Source organism: Enhydrobacter sp. (assembly GCA_025808875.1).
Lineage (GTDB): Bacteria > Pseudomonadota > Alphaproteobacteria > Reyranellales > Reyranellaceae > Reyranella.
Genome location: CP075528.1, coordinates 189,700 through 215,540, shown reverse-complemented (window position 1 = coordinate 215,540; position 25,841 = coordinate 189,700). Strand labels below are relative to the sequence as shown.

At 70.3% G+C, this 25,841-nt stretch carries 14 protein-coding genes; 9 read left to right on the top strand and 5 right to left on the bottom strand.

The window, feature by feature from the left end:
- From KIT25_00980 to KIT25_00970, 3 genes are read right to left on the bottom strand one after another with little or no spacing between them, the layout of a single operon-like run.
- On the bottom strand, positions 1–1,083 hold the full coding sequence (locus KIT25_00980; protein UYN95550.1) for an ABC transporter permease: 1,083 nt from the start codon (positions 1,081–1,083) through the stop codon (positions 1–3).
- Positions 1,080–2,630 (bottom strand): ABC transporter ATP-binding protein, encoded by a 1,551-nt coding sequence (locus KIT25_00975; protein UYN97786.1) that lies wholly within the window; start codon positions 2,628–2,630, stop codon positions 1,080–1,082. The genes KIT25_00980 and KIT25_00975 overlap by 4 nt, the downstream gene beginning before the upstream one ends.
- Positions 2,617–3,618, bottom strand: coding sequence for a BMP family ABC transporter substrate-binding protein (locus KIT25_00970; GenBank protein ID UYN95549.1), 1,002 nt, complete (start codon positions 3,616–3,618; stop codon positions 2,617–2,619). The genes KIT25_00975 and KIT25_00970 overlap by 14 nt, the downstream gene beginning before the upstream one ends.
- Positions 3,619–3,681: 63 nt before the next feature.
- On the opposite strand from KIT25_00970, the gene hydA reads away from it, so the two are divergent.
- Positions 3,682–5,127 (top strand): dihydropyrimidinase, encoded by a 1,446-nt coding sequence (gene hydA / locus KIT25_00965; GenBank protein UYN95548.1) that lies wholly within the window; start codon positions 3,682–3,684, stop codon positions 5,125–5,127.
- A 30-nt stretch (positions 5,128–5,157) separates the two neighbouring features.
- Here the strand turns inward: hydA and KIT25_00960 are convergent, their stop codons facing one another.
- Positions 5,158–6,321: an LLM class flavin-dependent oxidoreductase gene (locus tag KIT25_00960; protein ID UYN95547.1), complete on the bottom strand. Its 1,164-nt coding sequence runs from the start codon at positions 6,319–6,321 to the stop codon at positions 5,158–5,160.
- 779 nt (positions 6,322–7,100) lie between these two features.
- On the opposite strand from KIT25_00960, the gene KIT25_00955 reads away from it, so the two are divergent.
- The 8 genes from KIT25_00955 to treY all read left to right on the top strand — a co-directional run bounded on the left by KIT25_00955 (position 7,101) and on the right by treY (position 24,855).
- Positions 7,101–7,982 (top strand): TauD/TfdA family dioxygenase, encoded by an 882-nt coding sequence (locus KIT25_00955; GenBank protein UYN95546.1) that lies wholly within the window; start codon positions 7,101–7,103, stop codon positions 7,980–7,982.
- A 376-nt stretch (positions 7,983–8,358) separates the two neighbouring features.
- Positions 8,359–11,313: an alpha-1,4-glucan--maltose-1-phosphate maltosyltransferase gene (locus KIT25_00950; GenBank protein UYN97785.1), complete on the top strand. Its 2,955-nt coding sequence runs from the start codon at positions 8,359–8,361 to the stop codon at positions 11,311–11,313.
- A gap of 11 nt (positions 11,314–11,324) precedes the next feature.
- Positions 11,325–14,603, top strand: coding sequence for a maltose alpha-D-glucosyltransferase (treS, locus tag KIT25_00945; protein UYN97784.1), 3,279 nt, complete (start codon positions 11,325–11,327; stop codon positions 14,601–14,603).
- Positions 14,600–16,792 carry a 1,4-alpha-glucan branching protein GlgB gene (glgB, locus tag KIT25_00940; protein ID UYN95545.1) on the top strand — a complete coding sequence of 731 codons (2,193 nt, stop codon included), beginning with the start codon at positions 14,600–14,602 and terminating at the stop codon, positions 16,790–16,792. Before treS ends, glgB begins: the two co-directional genes overlap by 4 nt.
- A gap of 2 nt (positions 16,793–16,794) precedes the next feature.
- A complete protein-coding gene (gene glgX, locus KIT25_00935) occupies positions 16,795–18,903 on the top strand; it encodes a glycogen debranching protein GlgX (protein UYN95544.1) in 2,109 nt (702 codons plus the stop codon).
- Positions 18,900–20,627 carry a malto-oligosyltrehalose trehalohydrolase gene (treZ, locus tag KIT25_00930; protein ID UYN95543.1) on the top strand — a complete coding sequence of 576 codons (1,728 nt, stop codon included), beginning with the start codon at positions 18,900–18,902 and terminating at the stop codon, positions 20,625–20,627. The genes glgX and treZ overlap by 4 nt, the downstream gene beginning before the upstream one ends.
- Positions 20,624–22,489: a 4-alpha-glucanotransferase gene (malQ, locus tag KIT25_00925; protein UYN95542.1), complete on the top strand. Its 1,866-nt coding sequence runs from the start codon at positions 20,624–20,626 to the stop codon at positions 22,487–22,489. The genes treZ and malQ overlap by 4 nt, the downstream gene beginning before the upstream one ends.
- Positions 22,486–24,855, top strand: coding sequence for a malto-oligosyltrehalose synthase (gene treY, locus KIT25_00920; GenBank protein ID UYN95541.1), 2,370 nt, complete (start codon positions 22,486–22,488; stop codon positions 24,853–24,855). The genes malQ and treY overlap by 4 nt, the downstream gene beginning before the upstream one ends.
- 233 nt (positions 24,856–25,088) lie before the next feature.
- On the opposite strand, the gene KIT25_00915 is transcribed toward treY, so the two are convergent.
- Positions 25,089–25,826 carry a hypothetical protein gene (locus KIT25_00915; protein ID UYN95540.1) on the bottom strand — a complete coding sequence of 246 codons (738 nt, stop codon included), beginning with the start codon at positions 25,824–25,826 and terminating at the stop codon, positions 25,089–25,091.
- Positions 25,827–25,841 lie beyond the last annotated feature (15 nt).

Genomic DNA, 25,841 nt, shown 5'->3' with positions numbered 1-25,841 from the left:
TCAGCCGCGGCGCGCCAACAGGGCCTGCAGCCACGGCCGCGGCAAGTGCGCGAGCGCGCCGGAGAACAGGATGATCAGGCCCTGGATCACCACCACCATCTCGCGCGTGATGCCGGGGATCTCGAAGGCAAGCTCGGCGCCGCCCTGCTGCAGGGCGCCGAACAGCAGGGCGGCCAGCACGATGCCGAAGGGATGGTTGCGGCCCATCAGCGCCACGGCGATGCCGGCGAACCCGTAGCCCGCCTGGAAATCGAGCACGATGCGATGATGGACGCCGAGCAGCTCGTTGACGCCGACGAATCCCGCCATCGCGCCGGACAGGCACATGGCCAGCATGGTCATGGCGCGCAGGTCGGTGCCGGCATAGATCGCGGCCTCGCGATTGTGCCCCATGGCGCGCAGCGCGTAGCCCCACGAGGTGCGCCACAGGAAGAACCAGACGCCGACACAGCAGAGCAGCGCCAGCACGACGCTGAGGTTGAGCGGCGAGCGGGCGGTGCCCAGCAGCTCGTGCACGAAGGGGATGCCGGCGGTGTCGGCGAAGTTGCGGCTCTGCGGCGTCATCGAGCCCGGCGCGATCAGCACGTTCACCATCAGGTAGACCATCAGCGCCGCGGCGATGAAGTTGAACATGATGGTGGTGATGACGATGTGGCTGCCGCGCCAGGCCTGCAGCCAGGCCGGTACGGCGGCCCACGCCGCGCCAAACAGGGCGGCCGCGGCGACGGCGAGCGGGATCAGCGCCCAGGCCGGCAGCGACGTGTCGAGCGCCAGCACGGCGAGCCCGCAGCCCAGACCGCCGACATAGGCCTGGCCCTCGCCGCCGATGTTGAACAGGCCGGCATGGAAGGCGATCGCCACGGCAAGGCCGGTGAAGGCGAAGTTGGTGGCGTAGTAGAGCGTGTAGCCGATCGCCTCGGACGAGCCGAGCGCGCCGACCACGAGCAGCCGCAGGGCCTGCAGCGGATCGACGCCGATCGCGGCGACGATCAATCCGACGGTGACGAAGGCGAGTGCGATGTTGACCAGCGGCAGCAGCGCGATGTCGGCCCAGGCCGGCAGCGGTCGACGGGGAGCGGTCAAGGTGCGTGGGCTCCCGCCATCATCAGGCCGAGCGCGCGCTCGTCCGCCTCGCGCGCCGCCACCTCACCGACGATCCGTCCGGCGAACATCACCAGGAGCCGGTCGGCCAGTGACAGGATCTCGTCGAGTTCGACCGACACCACCAGGATGGCGCAGCCCTCGTCGCGACGCTTCAGCAGCTCGCGATGGATGAATTCGATGGCGCCGATGTCGACGCCGCGGGTCGGCTGGCCGACCAGAAGCACGCGCGGCCGTCGCGCCATCTCGCGCGCCAGCACCAGCTTCTGCTGGTTGCCGCCCGAGAAGCTCGCCGAGCGGAGCGCGGGATCGCGCGGGCGGACATCGAAGCGCTCCATCAGCTCGGCGCAGTAGGCGCCGACCGCGGGCGCGCTCAGGACGTGGTGGCGGCAGTAGGGAAGCTGCCGGTGATAGCCGAGGATCGACGATTCGGCCGCGGCGAAGTCGCCGACCAGGCCCTGCCGCAGCCGGTCTTCCGGGACGTGCGCCAGGCCGAGCGCGCGCATCTCGGCGGGATCGGCGGGATGCCCCCGGTCGATGACGCGGCCGCAGACGGTGAGCCGTCCCGCCGTCGGCGCGCGAATGCCGGCCAGCACCTGCAGAAGCTCGGTCTGGCCGTTGCCCGAGACGCCGGCGATGCCGACGATCTCGCCGGCGCGCAGCTCGAGGCCGACATCGTCGAGCAGCCTGACGCCGCGCCCGTCGACCAGGCCGAGCGCCTCCGCCTTCAGCCGGATCTCGCCCGCGCCGCCGGGTGCCTTGTCGAGCGCCAGCCGGACCTTGCGGCCGACCATCAGCTCGGCCAGCTCCTCGGGCCCGGTGTCGGCGGTGCGCCGCTCGGCGACGACGCGGCCCTGCCGCATCACGAACACGCGGTCGGTCGCGGCCATGACCTCGCGCAGCTTGTGAGTGATCAGCACGACCGTGACGCCGCGCTCGCGCAGCGTCGCCAGGATGCGGAACAGCCGGTCGGTCTCCTGAGGCGTCAGCACCGCCGACGGCTCGTCGAGGATCAGGATGCGCGCGCCGCGGAACAGCACCTTGAGGATCTCGACCCGCTGCTGCTCGCCGACCGAGAGGTCGGCGATGCGCGCGTCGGGATCGACCGCAAGGCCGTACTCCCGTCCCAGCCGGGCGAGCTCGGCGCGCGCGGCGGCGAGGCCGCCGGCGAGCAGCGGTCCGCCCTCGGCGCCGAGCACGAGGTTCTCCAGCACGGTGAAGCCGTCGACCAGCATGAAGTGCTGGTGCACCATGCCGATGCCGCGGGCGATGGCGGCGCGCGGCCCGTCGATCGGCGCCGGCTCGCCGTCGATCCGTATCTCGCCCGAATCGGCCTGGTAGAGCCCGTAGAGGATGCTCATCAGCGTCGACTTGCCGGCCCCGTTCTCGCCGACGATGCCGGTGACGGTTCCCCTGCCGATGGCGAGCGACACGTCGCGCACCGCATGAACGGCGCCGAAGCGCTTGTCGATGCCGCGGAGCTCGATCGCCGGAGCGGCCGTCACCGACACGACGTCACTTGCAGGAATTGTTGCTCATGTAGTCGTGGACGACGATCTTGCCCGAGATGATGTCGGCCCGCGCGGCATCGACCCTGGCCTTCATGTCGGCGGTGATCAGCTTCTCGTTGTACTGGTCGAGCGCCCAGCCGACCCCGCCCTCGGCGAGGCCGAGCACCTGTACGCCGCCCTTCCACTGGCCCATCTGGGCGCTCTTGAAGCTCTGGTAGGCGGCGAGATCGACGCGCTTGATCATCGAGGTCAGCATCGTGCCGGGGTGCAGGTGGTTCTGGTTGGAATCGACGCCGATGCCGTACTTGCCGCGGTCCTTGGCGGCCTGCAGGACGCCGATGCCGGTGCTGCCTGCCGCGGCATAGACGACGTCGACGCCGCGATCGAACTGGCCCTTGGCGAGCTCGGCGCCGCGGCCGGGATCGTTCCAGGCGGCCGGAGTCGTTCCGGTCATGTTGGCGATCGGCTCGGCCCTGGGATTGGCGTGCTTGACGCCCTGCTCGTAGCCGCACTGGAAGCGACGGATCAGCGGGATGTCCATGCCGCCGACGAAGCCGACCTTGCCGGACCTCGAGGCGAGCGCGGCGAGCATGCCGACCAGGAACGAGCCCTCGTGCTCCTTGAAAACGACCGACTGCACGTTGGGCAGGTTGACGACGGCGTCGATGAGGGTGAAGCGGACCGCCGGAAATTCCTTGGCCACCTTCTCCAGCGCCACCGCCTGGGAGAAGCCGACGGCGACGATCGGATCCTGCCCGCGCTGGGCGAAGCGGCGCAGCGCCTGCTCGAACTGCGTCTCGTTGGTCGGCTCGAACTCGGCGATGGCGAGCGAGGTCTCCTTGCCGAACTTCTGCGCGCCGTCGCTCACCCCCTCGTTGAAGGATTTGTCGAACTTGCCGCCGGTGCTGTAGACCACGGCGGGCTTCACGGCGGTCTGCGCCCCGGCGGCGAAAGGCAGGGCGCCGGCGGGCAGCAACAGGAAAAGAAGTGCGTACAACCGGGTCATCTCGGCCCCTTTCTTGCCTCGCGAGTTTGGACCGGCCGGTCGTTCCGGTCTAGGGAGGAAGCCATGGCGGACTACGATCTGGTCATCCGCAACACCACCATCGCCACCGCTGCGGACGTGGTGAAGGGCGACATCGGCATCGCGTCCGGGCGGGTCGTGGCGCTCGGCGAGCGACTCGACAAAGGCCGCCGGGAGATCGACGCCACCGGCCTGATCGCCGTCCCCGGCGGCATCGACGCGCATGTCCATTTCGACCAGGACACGGCCGACGGCTCGGTGTTCTGCGACGATTTCGAGAGCGGCAGCCGGGCGGCGGCGGCCGGCGGCACCACCACCATCATCCCTTTCGCCTACCAGGGCCGCGGCCAGAACCTGCGCGACGTCGTCGAGCGCTACCACAAGCGGGCCGACGGCCGCTCGCTGATCGACTACGCCTTCCACGTCATCCTGTCGGATCCCAGCGCCAGGATCATGGGGCAGGACTTCGCCGCCCTCGTCGCCGACGGCTACACCTCGTTCAAGGTCTACATGACCTACGACGATCTCAAGCTCTCCGACCGCGAGATGCTCGACGCGCTGGCCGCGGCACGGCGCGAGCAGGCCATGCTGATGATCCATGCCGAGAATGCCGACTGCATCGCCTGGCTGACCGAACGGCTCGAGCTCAAGGGCATGACGGCGGCGAAGTTCCACGCCACCTCGCGGCCTTTCGTCGTCGAGCGCGAGGCGACGCACCGCGCCATCTCGCTCGCCGAGCTGCTCGACGTGCCGATGCTGCTGGTCCACGTCTCGGCCAAGGAGGCGATGCACGAGATCCAGCGCGCGCAGGCGCGCGGCCTCAGGGTCTACGGCGAAACCTGCCCGCAATACCTGTTCCTCAGCGAGGAGGATTTCGACAGGCCGGGCGAGGAGGGCGCCAAGTGCGTCTGCTCGCCGCCGCCGCGCGGCACCGACAACCAGGAGCACATCTGGACCGGGCTGGCGGCCGGCAGCTTCCAGGTCCTGTCGTCCGACCACGCCGCGTTCCGGTACGACGATCCGCGCGGCAAGAAGCTGCCGGGCGCGCGCGAGAGGTTCGCCCGGATCCCCAACGGCGTGCCGGGCGTGGAGACCCGCCTGCCGCTGCTTTTCTCGGAGGGCGTGAACAAGGGCCGCATCACGCTCCAGCAATTCGTGGCGCTGTCGGCGACCAACGCGGCCCGGATTTACGGCCTGCATCCGCGCAAGGGCACGATCGCGATCGGCGCCGACGCCGACATCGTGCTGTGGGACCCCGCGCGGCGCGTGTCGCTCACCAACTCGATCCTCCACCACAATTGCGACTACACGCCCTACGAGGGCCGCGAGCTCACCGGCTATCCCGTGATGACCCTGTCGCGCGGCGAGGTCGTGATGGAGGAAGGCCGCATGAGCGGCTCGGCCGGCCGCGGGCTGTTCCAGCGGTGCGACCGTCCCGAGGCCGCCCGCCCCCGGGGCAAGCCGCTGATCGATCCCGCGATATTCGCCTAGGCGATCTTCAGTTGGAGCTTTCGCCGACGCTCACCTGAAGCGCGGCATCACCCTGGTCCAGAAGGCCTCGATCGATTTCATCAGCACGGGGTGCGGGACCAGGCTGTTGTAGGTGTAGCAGAACACCCAGTCGACCGGCTGGCGCTTGTGCTGCGTCTCCATGGCGCGCAGCACGGTGTCGACCGTGCCGACATAGGCATAGCCCATGGCGATCACTTCCTCGGGGGTGGCGTACTTGCCGCTCGCCGGATCCTGCATGCCGCGGCGGAAGCCGAACGGCTCGAACCAGGCGCGGCCGGAGAACTGGCCCGAGTCCCGCCACAGCGCCATCGCCTCCTCGTCGGTGTCGGCGATGATGACGTCGCGCAGCACGCCGACGCCCTGCCCCTTCTTCTTGCCCGAGACCTCGGCATAGACGCCGTAGAGCTTGTCCTCGTAGACCGGCAGCATCGGCGGCAGGATCGGCGTCACCTCTTCCCTGGCACAGAAGCGCACGGTGTTCTCCGAGCTGGCGAAGGGCTGGAACAGCGGCGGGTGCGGCTTCTGCAGCGGCTTGGGCACGACGCCGACGGACTTGAGGATGCCGTCCTCGACGCCCTTGCCCCATTTCTGCGTGGTGTCGAGCGTCCACGGCGTCGGGCCGGGCGGGATCTTCCAGAACCTGCCCTCGAACGACAGCATCTCCTCAGTCCAGCATTTCTTGACGATGCGGAAGTTCTCCTCGAAGGCGAGCCGATTGGCCTCGTCGATCTCGTCGTGCTGGTTGGGCAGCGCGCCGTGGATGCCGTGCGTCTGCTGCGCCATGACGTCGACCCAGCGGCGCTGGTAGCCGCGCGCGAAGCCGGCATTCGCCCGCCCGCCGGTCATGTGGTCGAGCATGGCGATGTCCTCGGCGACGCGGATCGGATTGGATGCCGGCAGCACGATACCGAGCTGGCCGACGCGGATGCGCCTGGTCTGCATGGCGAAGTAGAGATCGAGCAGCACCGGGTTGTTGGAGAGCTCGAAGCCCTCGATGTGGAAGTGATGCTCGGTGAAGGACACCGAATCGTAGCCGAGCTCGTCGCCCAGCCTGATCTGCTCGGTCAGCTCCTTGAGCATGCGCTGGTAGAACTGCGGGTTCATGCCCGCCATGCCCTGCTCGATCTCGGCGCGGCTGGCGATGGTCGGCAGGTAGAAGAGCGAGGCTTTCATGGGTCGGGCTCCCTGTTGCCGGCGATTGAAGCGGCGCCGCGCTGGCCCTGACAAGGCGCGCGGCGCGCGCCTTCCGGATGGCGAACACGCGCGCCACGTCGACCCAAGATGTTGTGGGCGCGGCGTGTGGAGCGAAGGGCCTTTGAGCAACCCGAGTTCGCCTGACACGACTCTGACGGCACTCTGACAGCGACCGTGACCGCGGGCCACGCTCGCACATCTGGCGCCGCTCATACACAACAAGCATCGAATCAAACATGCCGGCACCAGCCGTCGAGCATCCGATGAGGAACCTCGCCGCGGAAACACCGAAAGCCCGGCGAGCCTCGCGCCCGCCGCAACGAACGAACCTTCGTCCCGTTTTTCGCTTTCGCGATGTTTCACGATAACGGCGGATAACGGCCGTGACTCCGGCCTTACGTAAACGGAAGTCAGGCTCGGGATCGAAGACAGGTGCGAACATGGGCGCCAGTCTAGGCGCGCGGCATGTACCGTTCCAATCTGGTCAACGATTTGCGAATCTCCCTTTGATTCTCCACGGCAATTCTCGAGCTGCTTGACCACGCGGATGACACGAATCAAATGGGCTTTTGATGGCTGGCCCTTCGGGAGAGCGGCTGACGTTGCCCCCGACGATTGATCCGGACCGAACTGAAGACAGGTCAGATTTGAACTTGCCCCCATCCTTGGACTCCCCGCGCGAAACGAAATTCCGCGTCGCTTGGCTTGCGGATTTGACCCCGGGATGATCCGCTCGCCCTCCAGGAAGGGAGCGCCCCATGACCGTCACCATCACGCCGCTCACGCCCGGGTTCGCCGGCGAAGTCGGCGCGATCGACCTGCGCCGGGTCGACGATCGCGCAACGCTGGAGGCGATCCGCGCCGGCATGGACCGCCACGCCGTGCTGGTGTTCCGCGACCAGGACTTCACCGACCAGGAGCAGCTCGACTTCGCCCGGCGCTTCGACGGCACGCTGCACGCCCGCACCTCCTCCGCGGCGATCGGCGGCAACCGGTTCGGCAACGAGGCGCTGGCCGACGTCTCCAACGTCGGCGCCGACGGCAGGATCCGCGACGCCGACGACCGCAAGCGCGCCTCCGCGGTCGCCAACCGGCTGTGGCACACCGACGCCTCGTTCGTCGATCCGCCGGGCCGCTACTCGATGCTGTCGGCGCGGGTGGTGCCGCCGGTGCCGGCCGACACCGAGTTCGCCGACATGCGCGCCGCCTACGACGCGCTCGACGCGGAGACCCGCGCCACGATCGAGGGGCTGCGCGTCTTCCACTCCATCGTCCATTCGCGCCACGTGCTGGGCTTCGACTTCAGCGAGGACGAAAAGCAGAAGCTCGAGGGTGCCGTCCATCCGCTGGTGCGCACCATCCCGGGCTCCGGCCGCCGCGCGCTCTATCTCGCCTCGCACGCCGCCCATGTCGTCGACTGGCCGGTGCCGGAGGGAAGGCTGCTGCTGCGCGACCTGATCGACCACGCCACGCAGAAGCCGTTCCTCTACCGCCACGTCTGGCGGCCGCATGACTTCGTGATCTGGGACAATCGCTGCACCATGCATCGCGCCCGGCCGTTCGACGACAAGACCCATCGCCGCGAGCTGCGGCGCACGACGTCGCTCGACCTGCCGCTGCCGGCGTCGGCGCAAGCCTAGGCCTCGCCGGCCGTTTCTGCTGAAAATTCAGGCAGCCTAAAATAGCGGCAGCGACGGAACAATCGGGCGCGTCCTGCCTTAATATGAGGTGCAGGTAGCCGGGGCGAGACTTTATCACCTGTGGGTGGGGCAAGCGGGGGCAGCCGAGAGATGGCCGGTCCACCTGCGCCGCGCCGCGCGGCTCGGCTTCAGCCATGTCTGCTCGGCGCCGATCTTCCTGCCGGGCGCCACCGACACTCCCTTCCTGGCGCGCGACCTCGAAAGACCCGATCCGGCGCTCGGGCTGGGCGGCACGGCCGACGAGGCGGCCGCCGCGCTCGCCTTCCTCGCCAGGGCGGCGGGGCTCGGCCTGGTGCTCGACGTGGTGCTCGACCGGATGGCCATCGAGGCGACGGCCTGCGATCCAATCGCCAGCCTGCCGACGATGCCGCCGCCGCAGGCGATCGATCCGCGACTCGGTGCGGCCGACCGCCGGGCCCTGCGCATCCGCCTGAACGACGCGACGTCGTGCGAGCGCTTCGTCGAGGCGTGGAGCGAGCGGCTGCTGCGCCTGGCCGGCGCCGGCGTCGCCGGCTTCCGCCTGCTCGGCGCGGCGCACCTGCCGGTCGGCGCGCTGGCGAGGCTGACGGCGCGCGTGCGCGAGCGAGCCGCCTGCGGCCTGCTGGTCTGGACGCCGGGCATGGAACGCGAGCGGCAACGGGCGCTGGCGGCCTCGCGGCCCGACGCGGTCTTCGCCTCGACCGGATGGTGGGACGGCCGGGCGAGCTGGTACGTCGAGGAGCACGCCGCGCTGCGTGCCGCGGGCACGGTCATCGGCGTCGTCGCGCCGCCGATCGGCGAAAGCGGGAGCGAACGAGGGGTCACCGCCGGGACGGAGGGCGCCGGCCTCCGGCAACGGGCCGCCCGCCATCGCCGTCTTCTCGAGACCGCGGCCGCGACCTCATCAGGCCTCTTCGTGCCGATGGGCTTCGAGTATCTGTGCCGGCGCGCCGACGACCCGTTCGATGCCGATGCCGAGCCGGCGCTCGCCGCCGAGATGCGCGCCGCCAACGAACGGGTCGGCACGCTGCGCGGCCTCGACCGCGGGGCGCTGCTGAGCCTCAGCGGACCCGCGGCCGCCGCGACGGCGCTGGTGCGCCTCGACGCGGCCGATCCCCGGCGCGCGCGCAAGGCGGTCGCCCTCCTGATCAACCCCGACGGCGAGCGATCGGTGCCGGCGCCCCCGCCGACCGGGCCGGCCGCCGGCATCGCCCTCGCCGCGCCGTCCGGCGACGGCCAGGCGACGAGGCTCGCGCCGGACGAGGTGCGCCTCGTGCCGCTCGATGTCGCGCCACCGATCGTGCCGCGCCGGCGCAGCGATCCGCGCGCCGTGCGCCGGGCGGCGAGCGAGCCGCGCGTCGTCATCGACCGCGTCATGCCGAGCGTCGACGGCGGCAGGTTCGCCGCCAAGCGCATCGTCGACCGGCCGGTGACGGTCGAGGCCGACATCTTCGCCGACGGCCACGAGCTGCTGCGCGCCGAATTGCTGTGGCGCCCCGTCGACGAGACCGGGTGGCGGCGGGCACCAATGGCGCCCGTCGCGAACGACCGCTGGCGCGCCGCCTTCACACCCGACCGCATCGGCCCGTGGCAGTTCACCGTCGAGGCCTGGATCGACGGCTACGGCAGCCTGTGCCACGCCATCGAGACCAAGCACCGCGCCGGGGTCGACCTCGCGTCCGATCTCGCCGAGGCGCGCGCCCTCATCGCGCATCTCGCCGCCCGGAATGTCGACGGCACACGCGCCGCGCTGGCCAGGGTCGAGGACGCCTTCGCCGGCGGCGACACGGCGCGGACGATCGCGGCGCTGACGGCGCCGCGCACGCTCGAGGCCGTGGACGCGGCGGCCGATCGCGCCTTCCTGCACCGGCACGAGCCGCTGCCGCTCGAGGTCGAGCGCCCCCAGGCCGGCTTCGCGAGCTGGTACGAGCTTTTCCCACGCTCGATCACCGACGATCCGGCGCGGCACGGCACCTTCGCCGACGTCGCCGGCGCCCTGCCGCGCATCGCCGCGATGGGCTTCGACGTGCTCTACTTCCCGCCCATCCATCCGATCGGGGAGACCAACCGCAAGGGCCGCAACAACGCGCTCAGGGCGGCGCCGGGCGACGTCGGCAGCCCCTACGCGACCGGCAGCGCCGACGGCGGCCACACGGCGATCCATCCGGCGCTCGGCACGCTCGACGATTTCCGCCGCCTGCGCGACGCCGCCTTCGAGCACGGCCTCGAGTTGGCGCTCGACTTCGCCATCCAGTGCTCGCCCGACCATCCGTGGCTGAAGCAGCATCCCGAGTGGTTCCGCCGCCGCGCCGACGGCACGATCAAGTTCGCCGAGAACCCGCCCAAGAAATACGAGGACATCGTCAACGTCGACTTCTACGGCGACGGCGCCGTCCCGGCGCTGTGGGAGGAACTGCGCGACACGGTGCTGTTCTGGGCGGGCGAGGGCATCAGGCTGTTCCGGGTCGACAACCCGCACACCAAGCCGCTGCCGTTCTGGCGATGGATGATCGCCGAGGTGCGGGCCCGCCATCCCGACGCGGTCTTCCTGTCCGAGGCCTTCACCCGGCCGAAGATGATGTACCGGCTGGCCAAGGTCGGCTTCAGCCAGTCCTACACCTACTTCACCTGGCGCAACGGCAAGCGGGAGCTCGCGGACTACCTGACCGAACTGACGCAGACCGAGGTGGCGGAATTCTTCCGCCCGCACTTCTTCGTCAACACGCCCGACATCAATCCCTTCTACCTGCAGACCTCGGGCCGCGCCGGCTTCCTGGTGCGGGCGGCGCTGGCCGCGACGCTGTCGGGCCTGTGGGGAATGTACTCTGGCTTCGAGATCTGCGAGGCGGCACCGCTGCCCGGCCGCGAGGAATACCTCGATTCGGAGAAGTACGAGATCCGCGTGCGCGACTTCGCGGCGCCGGGCAACATCGTCGCCGAGATCGCCGCCCTCAACCGCATCCGCCGGGCCAATCCCGCCCTGCACGGCCATCTCGGCCTCACCTTCTACGACGCCGATAACGAGCAGGTGCTGGTCTACGGCAAGGCCCTGCCGAGCCACGAGGACGTCATCCTGGTGGCGGTGAATCTCGATCCCCACCGCGCGCAGGAAGCGGTGTTCGAGATCCCGCTGTGGGAATGGCGGCTGCCCGACAGCGGCACGCTGCAGGTCGAGGATCTGATGGACGGCCGTCGCTTCGCCTGGACCGGCAAGCACCAGCGGGTCCGCCTCGATCCGGCGGGGCTGCCCTTCGCGATCTGGCGTCTCACCGCGCCGGCAGGTGCCGCATGAACGCTCCTGCCATGGACCTGAGGCGCGCGGCCGCCGGCGATGCCGCCTGGTACAAGGACGCGATCATCTACCAGCTCCACGTGAAGTCGTTCTTCGACTCCAACGGCGACGGGATCGGCGACTTCCCCGGGCTGATCTCCAAGCTCGACTACATCGCCGATCTCGGCGTCAACACGCTGTGGTTGCTGCCGTTCTATCCCTCGCCGCGGCGCGATGACGGCTACGACATCGCCGACTACCGCGCCATCCATCCCGAGTACGGCACGATGGCCGACTTCCGCCGCTTCGTGGCGGCGGCGCACCGGCGCGGCCTGCGCATCGTCACCGAGCTGGTCATCAACCACACGTCGGACCAGCACCCGTGGTTCCAGCGGGCGCGCAACGCCAAGCCGGGCTCGGCGGCGCGGAACTTCTACGTCTGGTCCGACACCGACAGGAGATACCAGGACACACGCATCATCTTCCTCGACACCGAGCGGTCGAACTGGACCTGGGATGCGACGGCGCAGGCCTACTACTGGCACCGCTTCTACTCGCACCAGCCGGATCTCAACTTCGACAACCCGCACGTCGTCAAGGCGGTGCTGAGCGTGATGCGCTTCTGGCTCGACCTCGGCGTCGACGGACTGCGGCTCGACGCGGTGCCCTACCTGGTCGAGCGCGAGGGCACCAACAACGAGAACCTGCCGGAGACGCACGCCGTCCTCAAGCGCATCCGCGCCGAGATCGACGCCTCCTATCCGGACCGCATGCTGCTGGCCGAGGCCAACCAGTGGCCCGAGGACACCAAGGACTATTTCGGCGACGGCGACGAGTGCCACATGGCGTTCCACTTCCCGCTGATGCCGCGCATGTACATGGCGCTGGCGCGCGAGGACCGCTTCCCCATCACCGACATCATGCGGCAGACGCCGCAGATCCCCGACAACTGCCAGTGGGCGATCTTCCTGCGCAATCACGACGAGCTGACGCTCGAGATGGTGACCGATTCGGAGCGCGACTACCTGTGGCAGACCTACGCCACCGACCGGCGGGCGCGCATCAATCTCGGAATCCGGCGGCGGCTGGCGCCGCTGCTCGAGCGCGACCGCCGGCGCATCGAGCTGCTCAACTGCCTGCTGCTCTCCATGCCCGGCACGCCGGTCATCTACTACGGCGACGAGATCGGCATGGGCGACAACATCCGGCTGGGCGACCGCGACGGCGTGCGCACGCCCATGCAATGGTCGCCCGACCGCAACGGCGGCTTCTCGCGCGCCGACCCCGCGGCGCTCGCCCTGCCGGCGATCATGGATTCGCTCTACGGCTACGAGATCGTCAACGTCGAGGCGCAGACGCGCGACCCCCACTCGCTGCTCAACTGGATGCGGCGCATGCTGTCGGTGCGGCGCACGCACCTGGCGTTCGGGCGCGGCACCCTGCGCTTCCTCTATCCCAAGAACCGCAAGATCTTCGCCTTCCTGCGCGAGCACCAGGGGGAGACCATCCTGTGCGTCGCCAACGTCTCGCGCACCCCGCAGGCGGTCGAGCTCGACCTGTCCGAATTCACCGGCCGGGTTCCGATCGAGCTGAACGGCGGCTCGCTGTTTCCGCCGATCGGCCAGCTCACCTACCTGCTCACCCTGCCGCCCTACGGCTTCTACTGGTTCGTGCTGGCGACCGAGAGCGACGCGCCGTCCTGGCACACCCCCGCGCCGGAGCCCATGCCCGACTACGTCACCCTCGTGCTGCGCGACCGGCTCGCCGACGCGCTGCGCGCATCCGACGTCTCCCTGCTCGAGCGGGAGGCGCTGCCGGCCTATCTCGCCAAGCGTCGCTGGTTCTCCGCCAAGGGCCAGGCCCTGCGCGGCGCGCACGTCGCCTGCACGGCCCGCCTGCCCGGCGGCAGCCGCGAGATGCTGCTCGCCGAGGTCGAAACGACGGTCGATTCCGGCACCAGCCGCTGGATGCTGCCGCTGTCGATCGCGTGGGAGGACGAGGCGATGCCCGTCCTGCCGAGCCAGCTCGCCGTCGCACGAGTGCGCCGCGGCCGGCGGGTCGGCCTGCTGACCGATGCCTTCTCGCTGCCCGAGTTCGGGCCGCGGATGCTGGCGGCGCTCGCCGAGGGCACGGAGATCGACACGCCCGAGGGCAGGATCGTGTTCGAGCCGACGCCCGAGCGGCGCGACGAGCTGCGGTGTCCGGCCGACGCGTCGGTGATGTGGCTCACCGCCGAGCAGTCGAACTCCTCGCTGATCGTGGCCGAGCAGGTGATGCTCAAGATCTTCCGGCGGGTCGCGGCCGGCCATCATCCCGAAGCGGAGATGAGCCGCCACCTGACGACGCACGGCTTCGCCAACACGCCGCCGCTGCTCGGCGAGGTGGTCCGCATCGACCGCGCGGGCGAACGGCACTCGCTGGCCGTCGCCCAGACCTTCGTGCGCAACCAGGGCGATGCCTGGACGTGGACGCTCGACCAGTTCAAGCGCGCCCTCGACGGGCTGGTGACGCGCGAAGCGACGACCGAGGCGCGCGCCGACGACATCGAGGACTACAACGCCTTCGCCGCCACCATCGGACGGCAGCTCGCGACGATGCATCGCGTGCTCTGCCAGGCGACCGGCAACGAGGATTTCGCGCCGCGTCCCGCCGGCACCGACGACACGGCGCAGTGGGCCCGCCGCGCCGGCGCGCAGCTCGCCGCCGCGCTCGAGGCGATCGACGGACGCCGGAGCGAGGACGAGGCCGAGACGACCGCCATCGACACGCTGCTCTCCCGCCGCGCCGAACTGTTCGAGACCCTGGACCGGCTGGCGAAGGACGGCGAGGGCTCGATGATGTGCCGCATCCACGGCGACTTCCATCTCGGCCAGGTCCTGGTGGTGAGCGGCGACGCCTTCATCATCGACTTCGAGGGCGAACCCGGCCGGACGCTCGCGGAGCGGCGCGCCAGGAACAGCCCCCTGCTCGACGTGGCGGGCCTGCTGCGCTCGCTCGACTATGCCGTCGCCACGACGCTCGATCCGAGAAAGCTCGCCTCGGCGCCGCTGTCGGAGGCGACGCGCACCAAGTTCGTGTCGCGCCTGCGCGACGGCGCGCAGAAGATGTTCCTGCAGGCCTACCACGACGTGGCGAGCGACCTGCCCGGCCTGCGCAGCACAGCGCTGCTCGACCTGTTCCTGATCGAAAAGGCCGCCTACGAGGTGGTCTACGAGGCGTCGAACCGCCCCAACTGGCTCTCCATCCCGCTGAACGGACTTTGCCGCCTCGCCAACCGGGTCCTCGACGGCAAGCCACGCGAGACGACATGAACGACGCCCGCGCCCCCGCAAGCCTCGCGCCCGGCGAGGCCGAGGCGCTGGCCTCGGCATGCCACGCCGATCCGTTCTCCCTTCTCGGCCCCCGCGACGGGCCGGAGGGCCGGATCGTGCGCGTGTTCCTGCCCGGCGCCCGCTCGGTCGAGGTCTTGCGGCGGCAGGACAGGAGCGCGATCGGCACGCTGGTCGCCGGCGCCCCGAACGGGCTGTTCGAAGGCCGGGTATCCGACGATGCCCCCTATCTCCTGCGCATCTTCTGGCCCGGCGCGGTGCAGGAAACCGAGGATCCCTATGCCTTCGGCCCCCTGCTCGGCGACGTCGACCTTCATCTCTTCAACGAGGGGCGCCATTTCGAGCTGGCGAGCGCGCTCGGCGCCAACGAAGCGGTGCACGACGGCGTGGCGGGCGTGGGCTTCGCCGTATGGGCGCCCAACGCCCGGCGGGTCGCCGTCGTCGGCGACTTCAATTCGTGGGATGCGCGCCGCCACCCGATGCGGCTCAGGTATCCCTCCGGCGTGTGGGAACTGTTCGTACCGCGCGTCTCCGCCGGGGCGCGCTACAAGTTCGACATCGTGGGTGCCGACGGCACGCGCCTGCCGCAGAAGGCCGATCCCGTGGCGCAACAGGCCGAGCCCGCGCCGGCGACCGCATCGCTCGTCGCGGCGCCGCATCGCTGGCCGTGGCGCGACACCGAGTGGATGGAGCATCGCGCCCGCCGACAGGCGCCCGATGCGCCGGTGTCGATCTACGAGGTCCATCTCGGCTCGTGGCTGCGCCGGGACGGCGAGATGTCGTGGGACGTCGCCGCGGAGACGCTCATCCCCTACCTGCAGGACATGGGTTTCACCCATCTCGAGCTGATGCCGGTCGCCGAGTATCCGTTCGGCGGGTCGTGGGGCTATCAGCCGCTCGGCCTGTTCGCCCCGACCGGCCGCTACGGCCCGCCCGAGGCCCTGGCACGCTTCGTCGACCGCCTGCACGCGGCGGGAATCGGGCTGATCGTCGACTGGGTACCGGCGCACTTCCCGAGCGATCCGCACGGTCTGGCGCGCTTCGACGGCACCGCGCTCTACGAGCATCTCGACCCCCGCGAGGGCTTCCACAGGGACTGGAACACCTTCATCTACAATTTCGGGCGGCGCGAGGTGCAAGGCTTCCTGATCGCGAGCGCGCTGCACTGGCTCGAGCGCTTCCACGTCGACGGGCTGCGCGTCGATGCCGTGGCCTCGATGCTCTATCGCGACTACAGCCGCGCGCCCGGCGAGTGGATTCCCAACGTCCATGGCGGACGCGAGCACATCGAGGCCATCGACTTCCTGCGCCACCTCAACGCCGTCGTCGCCGAGCGCTGTCCCGGCGCGGTCACGATCGCGGAGGAATCGACGGCATGGCCCGGCGTCACCCGGCCGGTCGACGAGCGCGGCCTCGGCTTCTCCTACAAGTGGAACATGGGCTGGATGCACGACACGCTGCGCTACATGGCGCGCGACCCGGTACACCGCGCCCATCACCACCACGATCTGACGTTCGGCCTGCTCTATGCCTTCTCCGAGCGCTTCGTGCTGCCGCTCAGCCACGACGAGGTGGTGCACGGCAAGGGCTCGCTGATCGGCCGCATGCCGGGCGACCGCTGGCAGCGCTTCGCCAACCTGCGGGCCTACTTCGGCTTCATGTGGACGCATCCCGGAAGGAAGCTGCTGTTCATGGGCGGCGAGATCGCCCAGGAGCGCGAATGGAACCACGATGGCGAGATCGACTGGTTCCTGCTGGACGACCCGAGCCACGCCGGCATCCAGCGCCTGGTGCGCGACCTCAATCGTCTCTATCGCAGCGAGCCCGCCCTGCACCGGCGCGACAGCGAGCCCGAGGGCTTCCGCTGGCTGGTCGGCGACGACCATGCCAATTCCGTCTTCGCCTTCCTGCGCCAGGGAGAGCCCGGCGACCGCCCGGTCCTGGTGGTCTGCAACATGACCCCCGTTCCGCGCCATGGATATCGCGTCGGCGTGCCGGTGCCCGGCACGTGGCGCGAGATCGCCAACACCGATTCGCGCCACTATGGCGGCAGCGACCTCGGCAACGACGGCGCCGTCCATACGCGCGACGAGCCCTCGCACGGCGAGCGCCAGTCGCTCGAGCTGACGCTGCCGCCGCTCGCCACCATCATCCTGCGCGGGGAGAGCTGACGATGGCGACGGCACCCGACCGGCTGCTCGCCGGATCACCCTACCCTCATGGCGCGACGTGGGACGGTCTCGGCACCAATTTCGCGGTATTCTCCGCCCACGCCACGCGCATCGACCTTTGTCTCTTCGACCCCGCCGGCCGGCGCGAAGTGGCGCGCTACACGCTGCCGGAATGCACCAACGAGGTGTGGCACGGCTACCTGCCGGGCGGCCGCCTGGGCACGATATACGGCTATCGCGCCTACGGCCCCTACGAGCCGCAGCGTGGCCATCGCTTCAACCCCAACAAGCTGCTGCTCGATCCCTACGCGCGCCGCATCGCCGGCGAGCTGCGCACCTCCGAGGCGCTGTTCGGCTATCGCGTCAATTCCCCGCGCGCCGATCTTTCCTTCGACCGCCGCGACAGTGCGCCGGGCATGCTGAAGGGAGTGGTCACCAGCGAGCTGTTCGACTGGCGCGACGATCGTCCGCCGCGCGTGCCGTGGGAAGACACCGTCATCTACGAGGCGCATGTCCGCGGCCTGTCGATGCTGCGCCAGGACCTGCGGCCGCCCGAGCGCGGCACCTTCGCCGCGCTGTGCGATCCGTTCGTCATCGAATACCTGCAGCGGCTCGGCGTCACCGCCGTCGAACTCATGCCGGTCCACGCCTTCCTGCAGGACCGCGTGCTGCTGCAGAAGGGCCTGCGCAACTACTGGGGTTACAACACGCTCGGCTTCTTCGCCATCGAGCCACGCTATCTCGCCAACGGTTCGGCGGACGAGGTGCGGCTCGCCGTGCGGCGCCTCCATGCCGCCGGCATCGAGGTCATCCTCGACGTCGTCTACAACCACACCGCCGAGGGCAGCGAGATGGGACCGACCCTCTCCTTCCGCGGCCTCGACAATGCGAGCTACTACCGGCTCGTTGCCGACAATCCACGCCATTGCGTCAACGACACGGGGACCGGCAACACCTTCAACCTGTCTCATCCCCGCGTGCTGCAGCTGGTCATGGACTCGCTGCGCCACTGGGTGACGTCGTTCCACGTCGACGGCTTCCGCTTCGACCTCGGCACCACGCTGGGGCGCGAACCGCACGGCTTCGATCCTGGCGCCGGCTTCTTCGACGCGCTCCGCCAGGATCCCGTGCTCACCCAGGTCAAGCTGATCTCCGAGCCGTGGGACATCGGACCGGGCGGCTACCAGCTCGGCGGCCATCCGCCGGGCTTTGCCGAGTGGAACGACCGCTTCCGCGACGGCGTGCGCCGCTTCTGGCGCGGCGACGAGGGCGAGCGTTCCGACTTCGCCGCGCGCCTCGCGGGGTCGAGCGATATCTTCGACCGGCTGGGCCGGCGGCCCTACGCCTCGATCAACTACGTCGCCTCGCACGACGGCTTCACCCTGCTCGACACGGTGAGCTACGCCGAGCGGCACAACCAAGCCAACGGCGAGAACAACCGGGACGGCCACGGCGAGAACTGGTCGGCCAACTGGGGCGTCGAGGGGCCGACCGACGATCCGACGATCGTCGAGACGCGCGACCGCGTACGCCGCGCGATGCTCGCCACGCTCTTCATGTCGCAGGGCACGCCCATGCTGCTGGCCGGCGACGAGTTCGGCCGCACGCAGCAGGGCAACAACAACGCCTACTGCCAGGACAACGAGATCTCCTGGGTCGACTGGAAGCTCGCCGAGACGCCCGCCGGCAGGGAGATGACCGAGTTCACGGCCCGGCTGGTCGGATTGCGCCATCGCCATCCGATCCTGCGCTGCGCGCAGTTCCTCCACGGCAAGGACGAGCCCGCGCCCGGCATCCTCGACATCGCCTGGTTCGACGAGACGGGCCGGCCGATGTCGACCGAGGCCTGGCACCAGGCGCAGGAACGCACGCTGATCCTGCGGCGCGCTTCGCGCGATCAGGATGGCTCGGTCTCGGTGCTGACCTGCCTCTTCAACCCGACGCCCGACGACAGGACCTTCACACTGCCGCCGCCGCACGTCGCGACCCGCATCCTGATCGACAGCGCGGCACCCGCCCAGGCCGAGCGCGATCTCGACGAGACGGCGCTGACGGTCAAGGCACGCAGCGTCGTGCTGACGGCGAGTACTCTCGCCCCACGGCCGCCATGACGGGCTTCGCGCGCGCCCTGCCGTTCGGCGCAACGCCGCTCGACGGCGAGCGTGCACGCTTTCGGCTGTGGGCACCGGCGCAGCCAGGCGTCACCCTCGAGGTCGAGGGCTGCGCGCCCCGGCCCATGACGCCGGTCGGCGACGGCTGGTTCGAGACCGTGGCGGAGGCCGCACCGGGCGCTTCCTATCTCTTTCGACTCGCATCGGGACAGCGCGTGCCCGATCCGGCGGCACGCGCGCAATCCGGCGACGTGCACGGCCCCAGTCTCGTGATCGACGCGAAGGCATACGTCTGGCGGCACGCCGGCTGGCGCGGCCGGCCGTGGCGCGAGACGGTGCTCTACGAACTGCACGTCGGCAGCCTCGGCGGCTTCGCCGGCGTGGAGGCGGATCTCGGGCGACTGGCGGATCTCGGCATTACCGCCATCGAGCTGATGCCGGTGGCGGACTTCCCGGGCGCGCGCAACTGGGGATACGACGGCGTGCTGCCCTTCGCGCCGGACCGCGCCTACGGCACGCCCGACGAGCTGAAGCGCCTGATCGACTCGGCGCACGGGCTCGGCCTCATGGTCTTCCTCGACGTCGTCTACAACCACTTCGGCCCGGATGGGAACCATCTCGCGAGCTATGCCCCGCAGTTCTTTCGCAGCGACATCGCCACGCCCTGGGGACCGGCGATCGACTTCCGGCAGCCGCAGGTGCGCCGCTTCTTCGTCGAGAATGCGCTCTACTGGCTGATGGAATACCGCTTCGACGGCCTGCGCTTCGATGCAGTGCACGCGATCCACGACCAGGCCTGGATCGACGAGCTGGGCGCCGAGATCCGCCGCACCGTCGAGCCGGGCCGCCACGTCCACCTGGTGCTCGAGCACGACGAGAACGACGCCTCGCACCTGCGCCGCGGCTTCGACGCGCAATGGAACGACGACGCGCACCATGTCGTGCACGTCCTGCTGACGGGCGAGACCGACGGCTACTACGCCGACTACGCGACCGACCCCGCCATCCGGCTCGCCCGCTGCCTGGCGGAGGGCTTCGCCTACCAGGGCGAGCCGTCACGCCATCGCCAGGGGCGACCGCGCGGCGCGCCCAGCACCGGCCTGCCCCCGACCGCCTTCGTCTTCTTCCTGCAGAACCACGATCAGATCGGCAACCGGCCGTTCGGCGACCGGCTGGCCGCGCTCGCCGATCCGCAGGCGCTGAGGGCGGCGATGGCGATGCAGCTCCTCTGCCCGCACATCCCGCTGTTGTTCATGGGCGAGGAATTCGCGGTGCGCACGCCCTTCCAGTTCTTCACCGACTTCCATGGCGAACTCGCCACGGCGGTGCGCGAGGGTCGGCGCCGCGAGTTCGCGAGCTTTGCGGGCTTCGCGCACGACGCGATCCCCGATCCGAACGCGCCCGAGACCTTCGAGCGCAGCCGGCCGCCACGCTCGGGCGACGATGCGTTCTGCCGGACGCTCCTGCAGCTGCGCCGCCAGGCCATCGTGCCGCGCCTCGACGGCGCGTGCGCCGTTTCAGCCGTCGCGATCGGCCGGGCCGCCGTGCTGGCGCAATGGCGCATGGGCGACGGTGCGATGCTGTCGATCGCGACCAACCTCGACGGAGCCGCCTGTCCTTTCGCCGACCCGCCCGGCGCACCGCTCTTCCAGACGCCCGACGACGCCGTGCGAGGCGGCATGCTGGCGGCGCGCGGCACCGCGGTCTTCCTCGAGACGCGATGAGCGACGAGGCGGTCCACGCGCTCGCCCGGGACGCCGGCGTCGCGGTCGACTGGATCGATGCCGCCGGCCGGCCGCAGCGCGTTTCGATCGGATCGCTGCGCCGTATCCTGGAGGCGCTCGGCCTGGCCTGCGGCAGCGACGCGCAATGCCACGAAAGCCGGGAGCGCCTGCACGCGGATCGTCGAGACCGTCCACTGCTGACGACGACCGTCGGCGCACCGACGCCGCTCGACCTGCCGCGCCGGCCGGCGACGGCCGAGCTGCTGCTGGAGGACGGCAGCCGCCGCGCCCTGAGGCTCGCCGACGGCATCGTGCCGGCGATCGATCGGGCCGGCTATCATCGCCTGCATGTCGGCGATCGCGAGATCGGCCTGGCAGTCGCGCCATCGCGCTGCATCACGATCGCCGACATCGCCGGCGGTCGGCGTCTGTGGGGCGTCGCGGTACAGCTGCACGGCCTGCGTCGCGCCGACGACGGCGGCATCGGCGACACGCGCGCGCTCGCCGCGCTGATCGACGCCATCGCCGCCGAGGGCGCCGACGCGGTCGCGCTCAGCCCGACGCACAGCCTCTTTCCTTCCGACCCGTCGCGCTGCAGCCCCTACGCGCCGTCGAGCCGGCTGTTCCTCAATCCGCTGCTGGCCGATCCGGGCGTCGCCTTGCCCGCCGCTCCGGACGCGCTGATCGACTGGCCCGTCTCGGGACGCGCGCGCTACGAGGCGCTGCGCCGCGCCTTCGAGGCGTTCGCCCGCGTGGGCGATGCCGACCACGACCGCTTCGTGCGCGACGGCGGCGACCTGCTGCAGCGCCACGCCCGCTTCGAGGCCAGCGCCGCCGGCGTGCCGCCGGCCTTCGCCCTCTACCTGCAATGGGTCGCCGACCGCGCCTTCGCCGCGGCGCAGAAGGCCGCGCGCGACGCCGGCATGCGCATCGGCCTGATCTCCGACCTCGCCGTCGGCGTGGATCCCGGCGGCAGCCAGGCGACGACGCAGCCCGAAGATTTCCTGCGCGGCGTCACCCTCGGCGCGCCACCCGACGCCTTCAATGCGCGCGGACAGAGCTGGGGGCTGACCTCCTTTTCTCCCAGCGGCCTGGTGGCACGGGGCTTCGCGCCGTTCATCGACATGGTGCGCGCCGCGCTGCGCCATGCCGGCGGCGTGCGCATCGACCACGCCATGGGGTTGATGCGGCTCTGGCTGGTGCCGGATGGCGCTCCACCTGTCGAGGGCGCCTACCTCGCCTACCCATTCGACGACCTGCTGCGCCTGCTGGCGCTCGAATCGCACCGCCACCGGGCCGTGGTGATCGGCGAGGATCTCGGCACCGTGCCGCCCGAGTTCCGCGCCCGCTGCCGCGGGGCCGGCATCGGCGGACTGGACGTGCTGTGGTTCACGCGCGACGGCCAAGGCTTCCTGCCGCCGCACGACTGGCGGCCCGATTCGGTGGCGATGACCTCGACCCACGACCTGCCGACCGTCGCCGGCTGGTGGCGCGGTGCCGATCTCGACGAGCGCGACCGGCTCGGCCTCACGGGCGGGGCCGAACGCCCGGAGCGAACGGTCGACCGCGCGCGGCTGTGGCGGGCCTTCGTCGGGGCCGGTGTCGCCGAGGGCGAGGCGCCACCGCCCGATCGGCACGGACACGCAGTCGACGCCGCCTGCGCGTTCGTCGCGCAGGCCGTCGACCCGCTCGCTCTGCTGCCGCTCGAGGATCTGCTGGGCCTCGTCGAGCAGCCGAACCTGCCGGGCACGATCGACGAGCATCCCAACTGGCGACGCCGTCTCGCGGCGCCGGCCGAGGACCTGCTGCGCGCGCCGGAGGTGCGGACGCGCCTGCGGCTGATCCGGGAGAGGCGCGAATGATCCCGCGCGCGACCTATCGCCTGCAGTTCCACGGCGACTTCACCTTCGCCGACGGCGAGGCGCTGGTGCCCTATCTCGCCCGTCTCGGCATCAGCCACCTCTACGCCTCGCCGGTGACGACGGCGCGTCCGGGATCCCGGCACGGCTACGACGTGATCGATCCCACGCGCGTCAATCCGGAGCTCGGCGGCGAGGACGGGCTCCGGAGCCTGGCGGACGCCCTGCACGGTCATGGCATGGGCCTGATCGTCGATATCGTGCCCAACCACATGGCGGCATCGCCCGACAACGCCTGGTGGATGGACGTGCTGCAGCACGGCCGCGACAGCCGCCATGCCCGCACCTTCGACATCGACTGGGACAACGGCGATCCCGAACTGGCGGGCAAGGTGTTCCTGCCCATCCTCGATCGCCCACGCGCCGAAGCGTTGGCCGCCGGGCAGCACACGGCGCGCTACGGCGACGCCGAACTGCCACTCGACGGCGGCGCCTGCCTACCGGCCTGGTGGCGCACCGCGGGCGATCGCATCAACTGGCGGCGCTTCTTCGACATCAACGAGCTGGTCTGCCTGCGCATCGAGGAGGACGACGTCTTCGAGCGCGTGCACGAACTGATCCTGCGGCTGGTCGACGAGGGTATCGTCGACGGCCTGAGGGTCGACCATGTGGACGGGCTCACCGATCCCGCCGGCTATTGCCGCAAGCTGCGGCGGCGCATCGGGCCCGAGCGCTACCTCGTGGTCGAGAAGATCCTGCTGCGCGACGAGAGTCTCGCCGACGACTGGGGCTGCCACGGCACGACGGGCTACGACTTCATGGATGCCGTGAGCGCCCTGCAGCACGACGCGACGGGCGAACGGCCGCTCGCCGGGCTATGGCACACTATCAGCGGCCGGCCGCGCGACTTCGATGCGGAAGAGACCGCTGCCCGGCGCGAGGTGATCGCGCGCGGCTTCGGTGCGTCGCTCGAGGCTTGCGCTGCTTCGTTCCGAGGGCTTTCCGCCGGCAACGAGCTCGGCCTGCCGGCACTGCGCCGCGTCTTGGTCGAATTGCTCGCCCACTTTCCCGTCTATCGCACCTACGGCACCAACTCCGACCGCCGCTTCGTCACGCAGGCGGCGGAAGCGGCGAAGCGCACCTGTCCGCCCGGCGACCGGTGGGCGATCGACTGGCTCGTCGCGCACATCGACGAGGAACCGGCGGCGACGCGCCTGCGCCAGCTCAGCGCGCCGGTCGCGGCGAAGGCGGTCGAGGACACGGCGTTCTACCGCTACGGCCGCCTGCTCTCGCGCAACGACGTCGGCTTCGACGCGCATCGCTTCTCGTTGCCGGCCGAGGCTTTTCATGCCCGCATGCTCCGACGGCGCGCCACCTTCCCGCACGCGCTGCTGGCGACGGCAACGCACGATCACAAGCGCGGCGAGGACGTGCGCGCGCGTCTCGCCGTGCTGAGCGCCGTGCCGGTCGAATGGGCGGCCCGTCAGCGCGACTGGCTCGACAGGCTGCTGCCGCTGCGCCGCGAGTCGCTGCCCGATGCCGGCGACATCGCGATGCTGCTTCAAACCATCGTCGGCGCCTGGCCCCTCGACGGCGATCGCACCGGCTTCGCCGAACGGATCGCCGCCTGGCAGGAGAAGGCGCTGCGCGAAGCCAAGCTGCGCTCCGACTGGAGTGAACCGGACGAGCGATACGAGGCCGCCGCGCGGGCGTTGTGCGAGGAGCTGCTCGCCGATGGAGAGGTTCCCGGCCTGTTGCGCGACATCGAGACCTTCGTGCAGTCGATTGCCGCCGCGGGCGCCGTCAACGGCCTGGCGCAAACGCTGGTCAAGCTGACCGCGCCCGGCGTGCCGGATTTCTACCAGGGTTGCGAGCTCTGGGATTTCAGCCTCGTCGATCCCGACAACCGCCGGCCGGTGGATTTCGAGCGGCGGCGCCGAAGCCTCGAGAGCGCCGACCTCGTCGCTGCGCTCGCCCGCTGGCGTGACGGCACGGCGAAGCAGGCGCTGATCGCGCGGACGCTGGCCCTGCGGCGGATCGCACCCGAACTGTTCTCCGAGGGCGACTACCGGCCGGTGGTCATCCAGGGGCCCGGCGCCGGCGACCTGCTGGCCTTCGAGCGCCGGCACGACCGTGACGCGATCCTCGTGGTCGTTCCCCGCCTGCCGACGTCGTTCATGTCCGATCGAACGGCGCCGTGCCTGGATGCGGCGCAACTCGAACAACTTGCACTGTCCCTGCCGCACGATGGGCCGTGGCACGATGGACCATGGCACGACGTCCTGCGGGGCGGAACCGCCCGCGACCTGCGTCCGGCCGCGCTCTTGGAGGCCCTTCCCGTCGCCCTGCTATCCACACGCGCCGTGTGAACGGCAGTTCACCATGGTCGCGCGAGGCGTTACAAGGCGACGACTCGCGGCGGCGTGGAATGCAGACACGCAGCTAAACGCACGGGAGCCGGGGAGGGAAAAACCCAGAGCGGCAATCCGAATGCAGCGGGCCATGACCTCACGGTGCGTAGGTAGCAAGACATGGCCCAGCCGGAGTGGCGACCGGCCCGCGAGGTCTTTTCATCCGGTCGTTCCACCGGGATCGGCGACGTCTACGCCAGCCTGTACTGCCTCTGGAAGAACGCCGAGTGCAATCCGCCGTCGGGTGGCCGGGCGGCGATGTGCTGGGTGATCTGGGCGTCGTCCGAGCGGTTGCCGGCGACCATCAGCATGACCCGGTTCACGGGAATGGTCGCGAGCGTCCCGCATCTCAACAGCTCCTCGAGAATATCTTCCGGCTCGCCCTCGGGAACGGTCCTCCAGTAGCGCAGGGCCTCGAGCATGCGCCGCGTCCGCGGGTCGTGAGTCCGATAGTCGCCCGCGACATAGTGCGTGCCCAGGGCTTCGATCCGGGCGATGCAGATCGGTTCGCCCGCGGCCGCCGGATCCTCGGCGCTGTGATCGGTATGCAGGCCGTGCGGCTCGGGAACGGTGAACCGGCCATACGCATGGTGGCCCTTGCGATAGCGCGCCGAGGGAACGAGCACCCCCATCAGCGCATCGACGTCGTCGTTGTAGAGACGCGCGTGGCCCGCCATCGCATCCGACGCATCGTCGTCGGCCGAGGCGGTCCTGACATCGTCGAATCGCCGCGCCTCCCGGTGGATCGCCCGTATTGCCGGATCGCGGAAGCGTGCGATCGGTATCGGCAGGCGGGTGTGCGCCTCGCGATCGTTGAAGCCGGCATGCAGGCGTTCGACGAGAGACCAGTGGTCGGACGAGAACCGCACCGGCTCCAGTATCCTCAGCCGGGGCTGCAGGGCGGCCCATGCCTGATGAAGGGATTTCATGCGCAGGCGAACGAT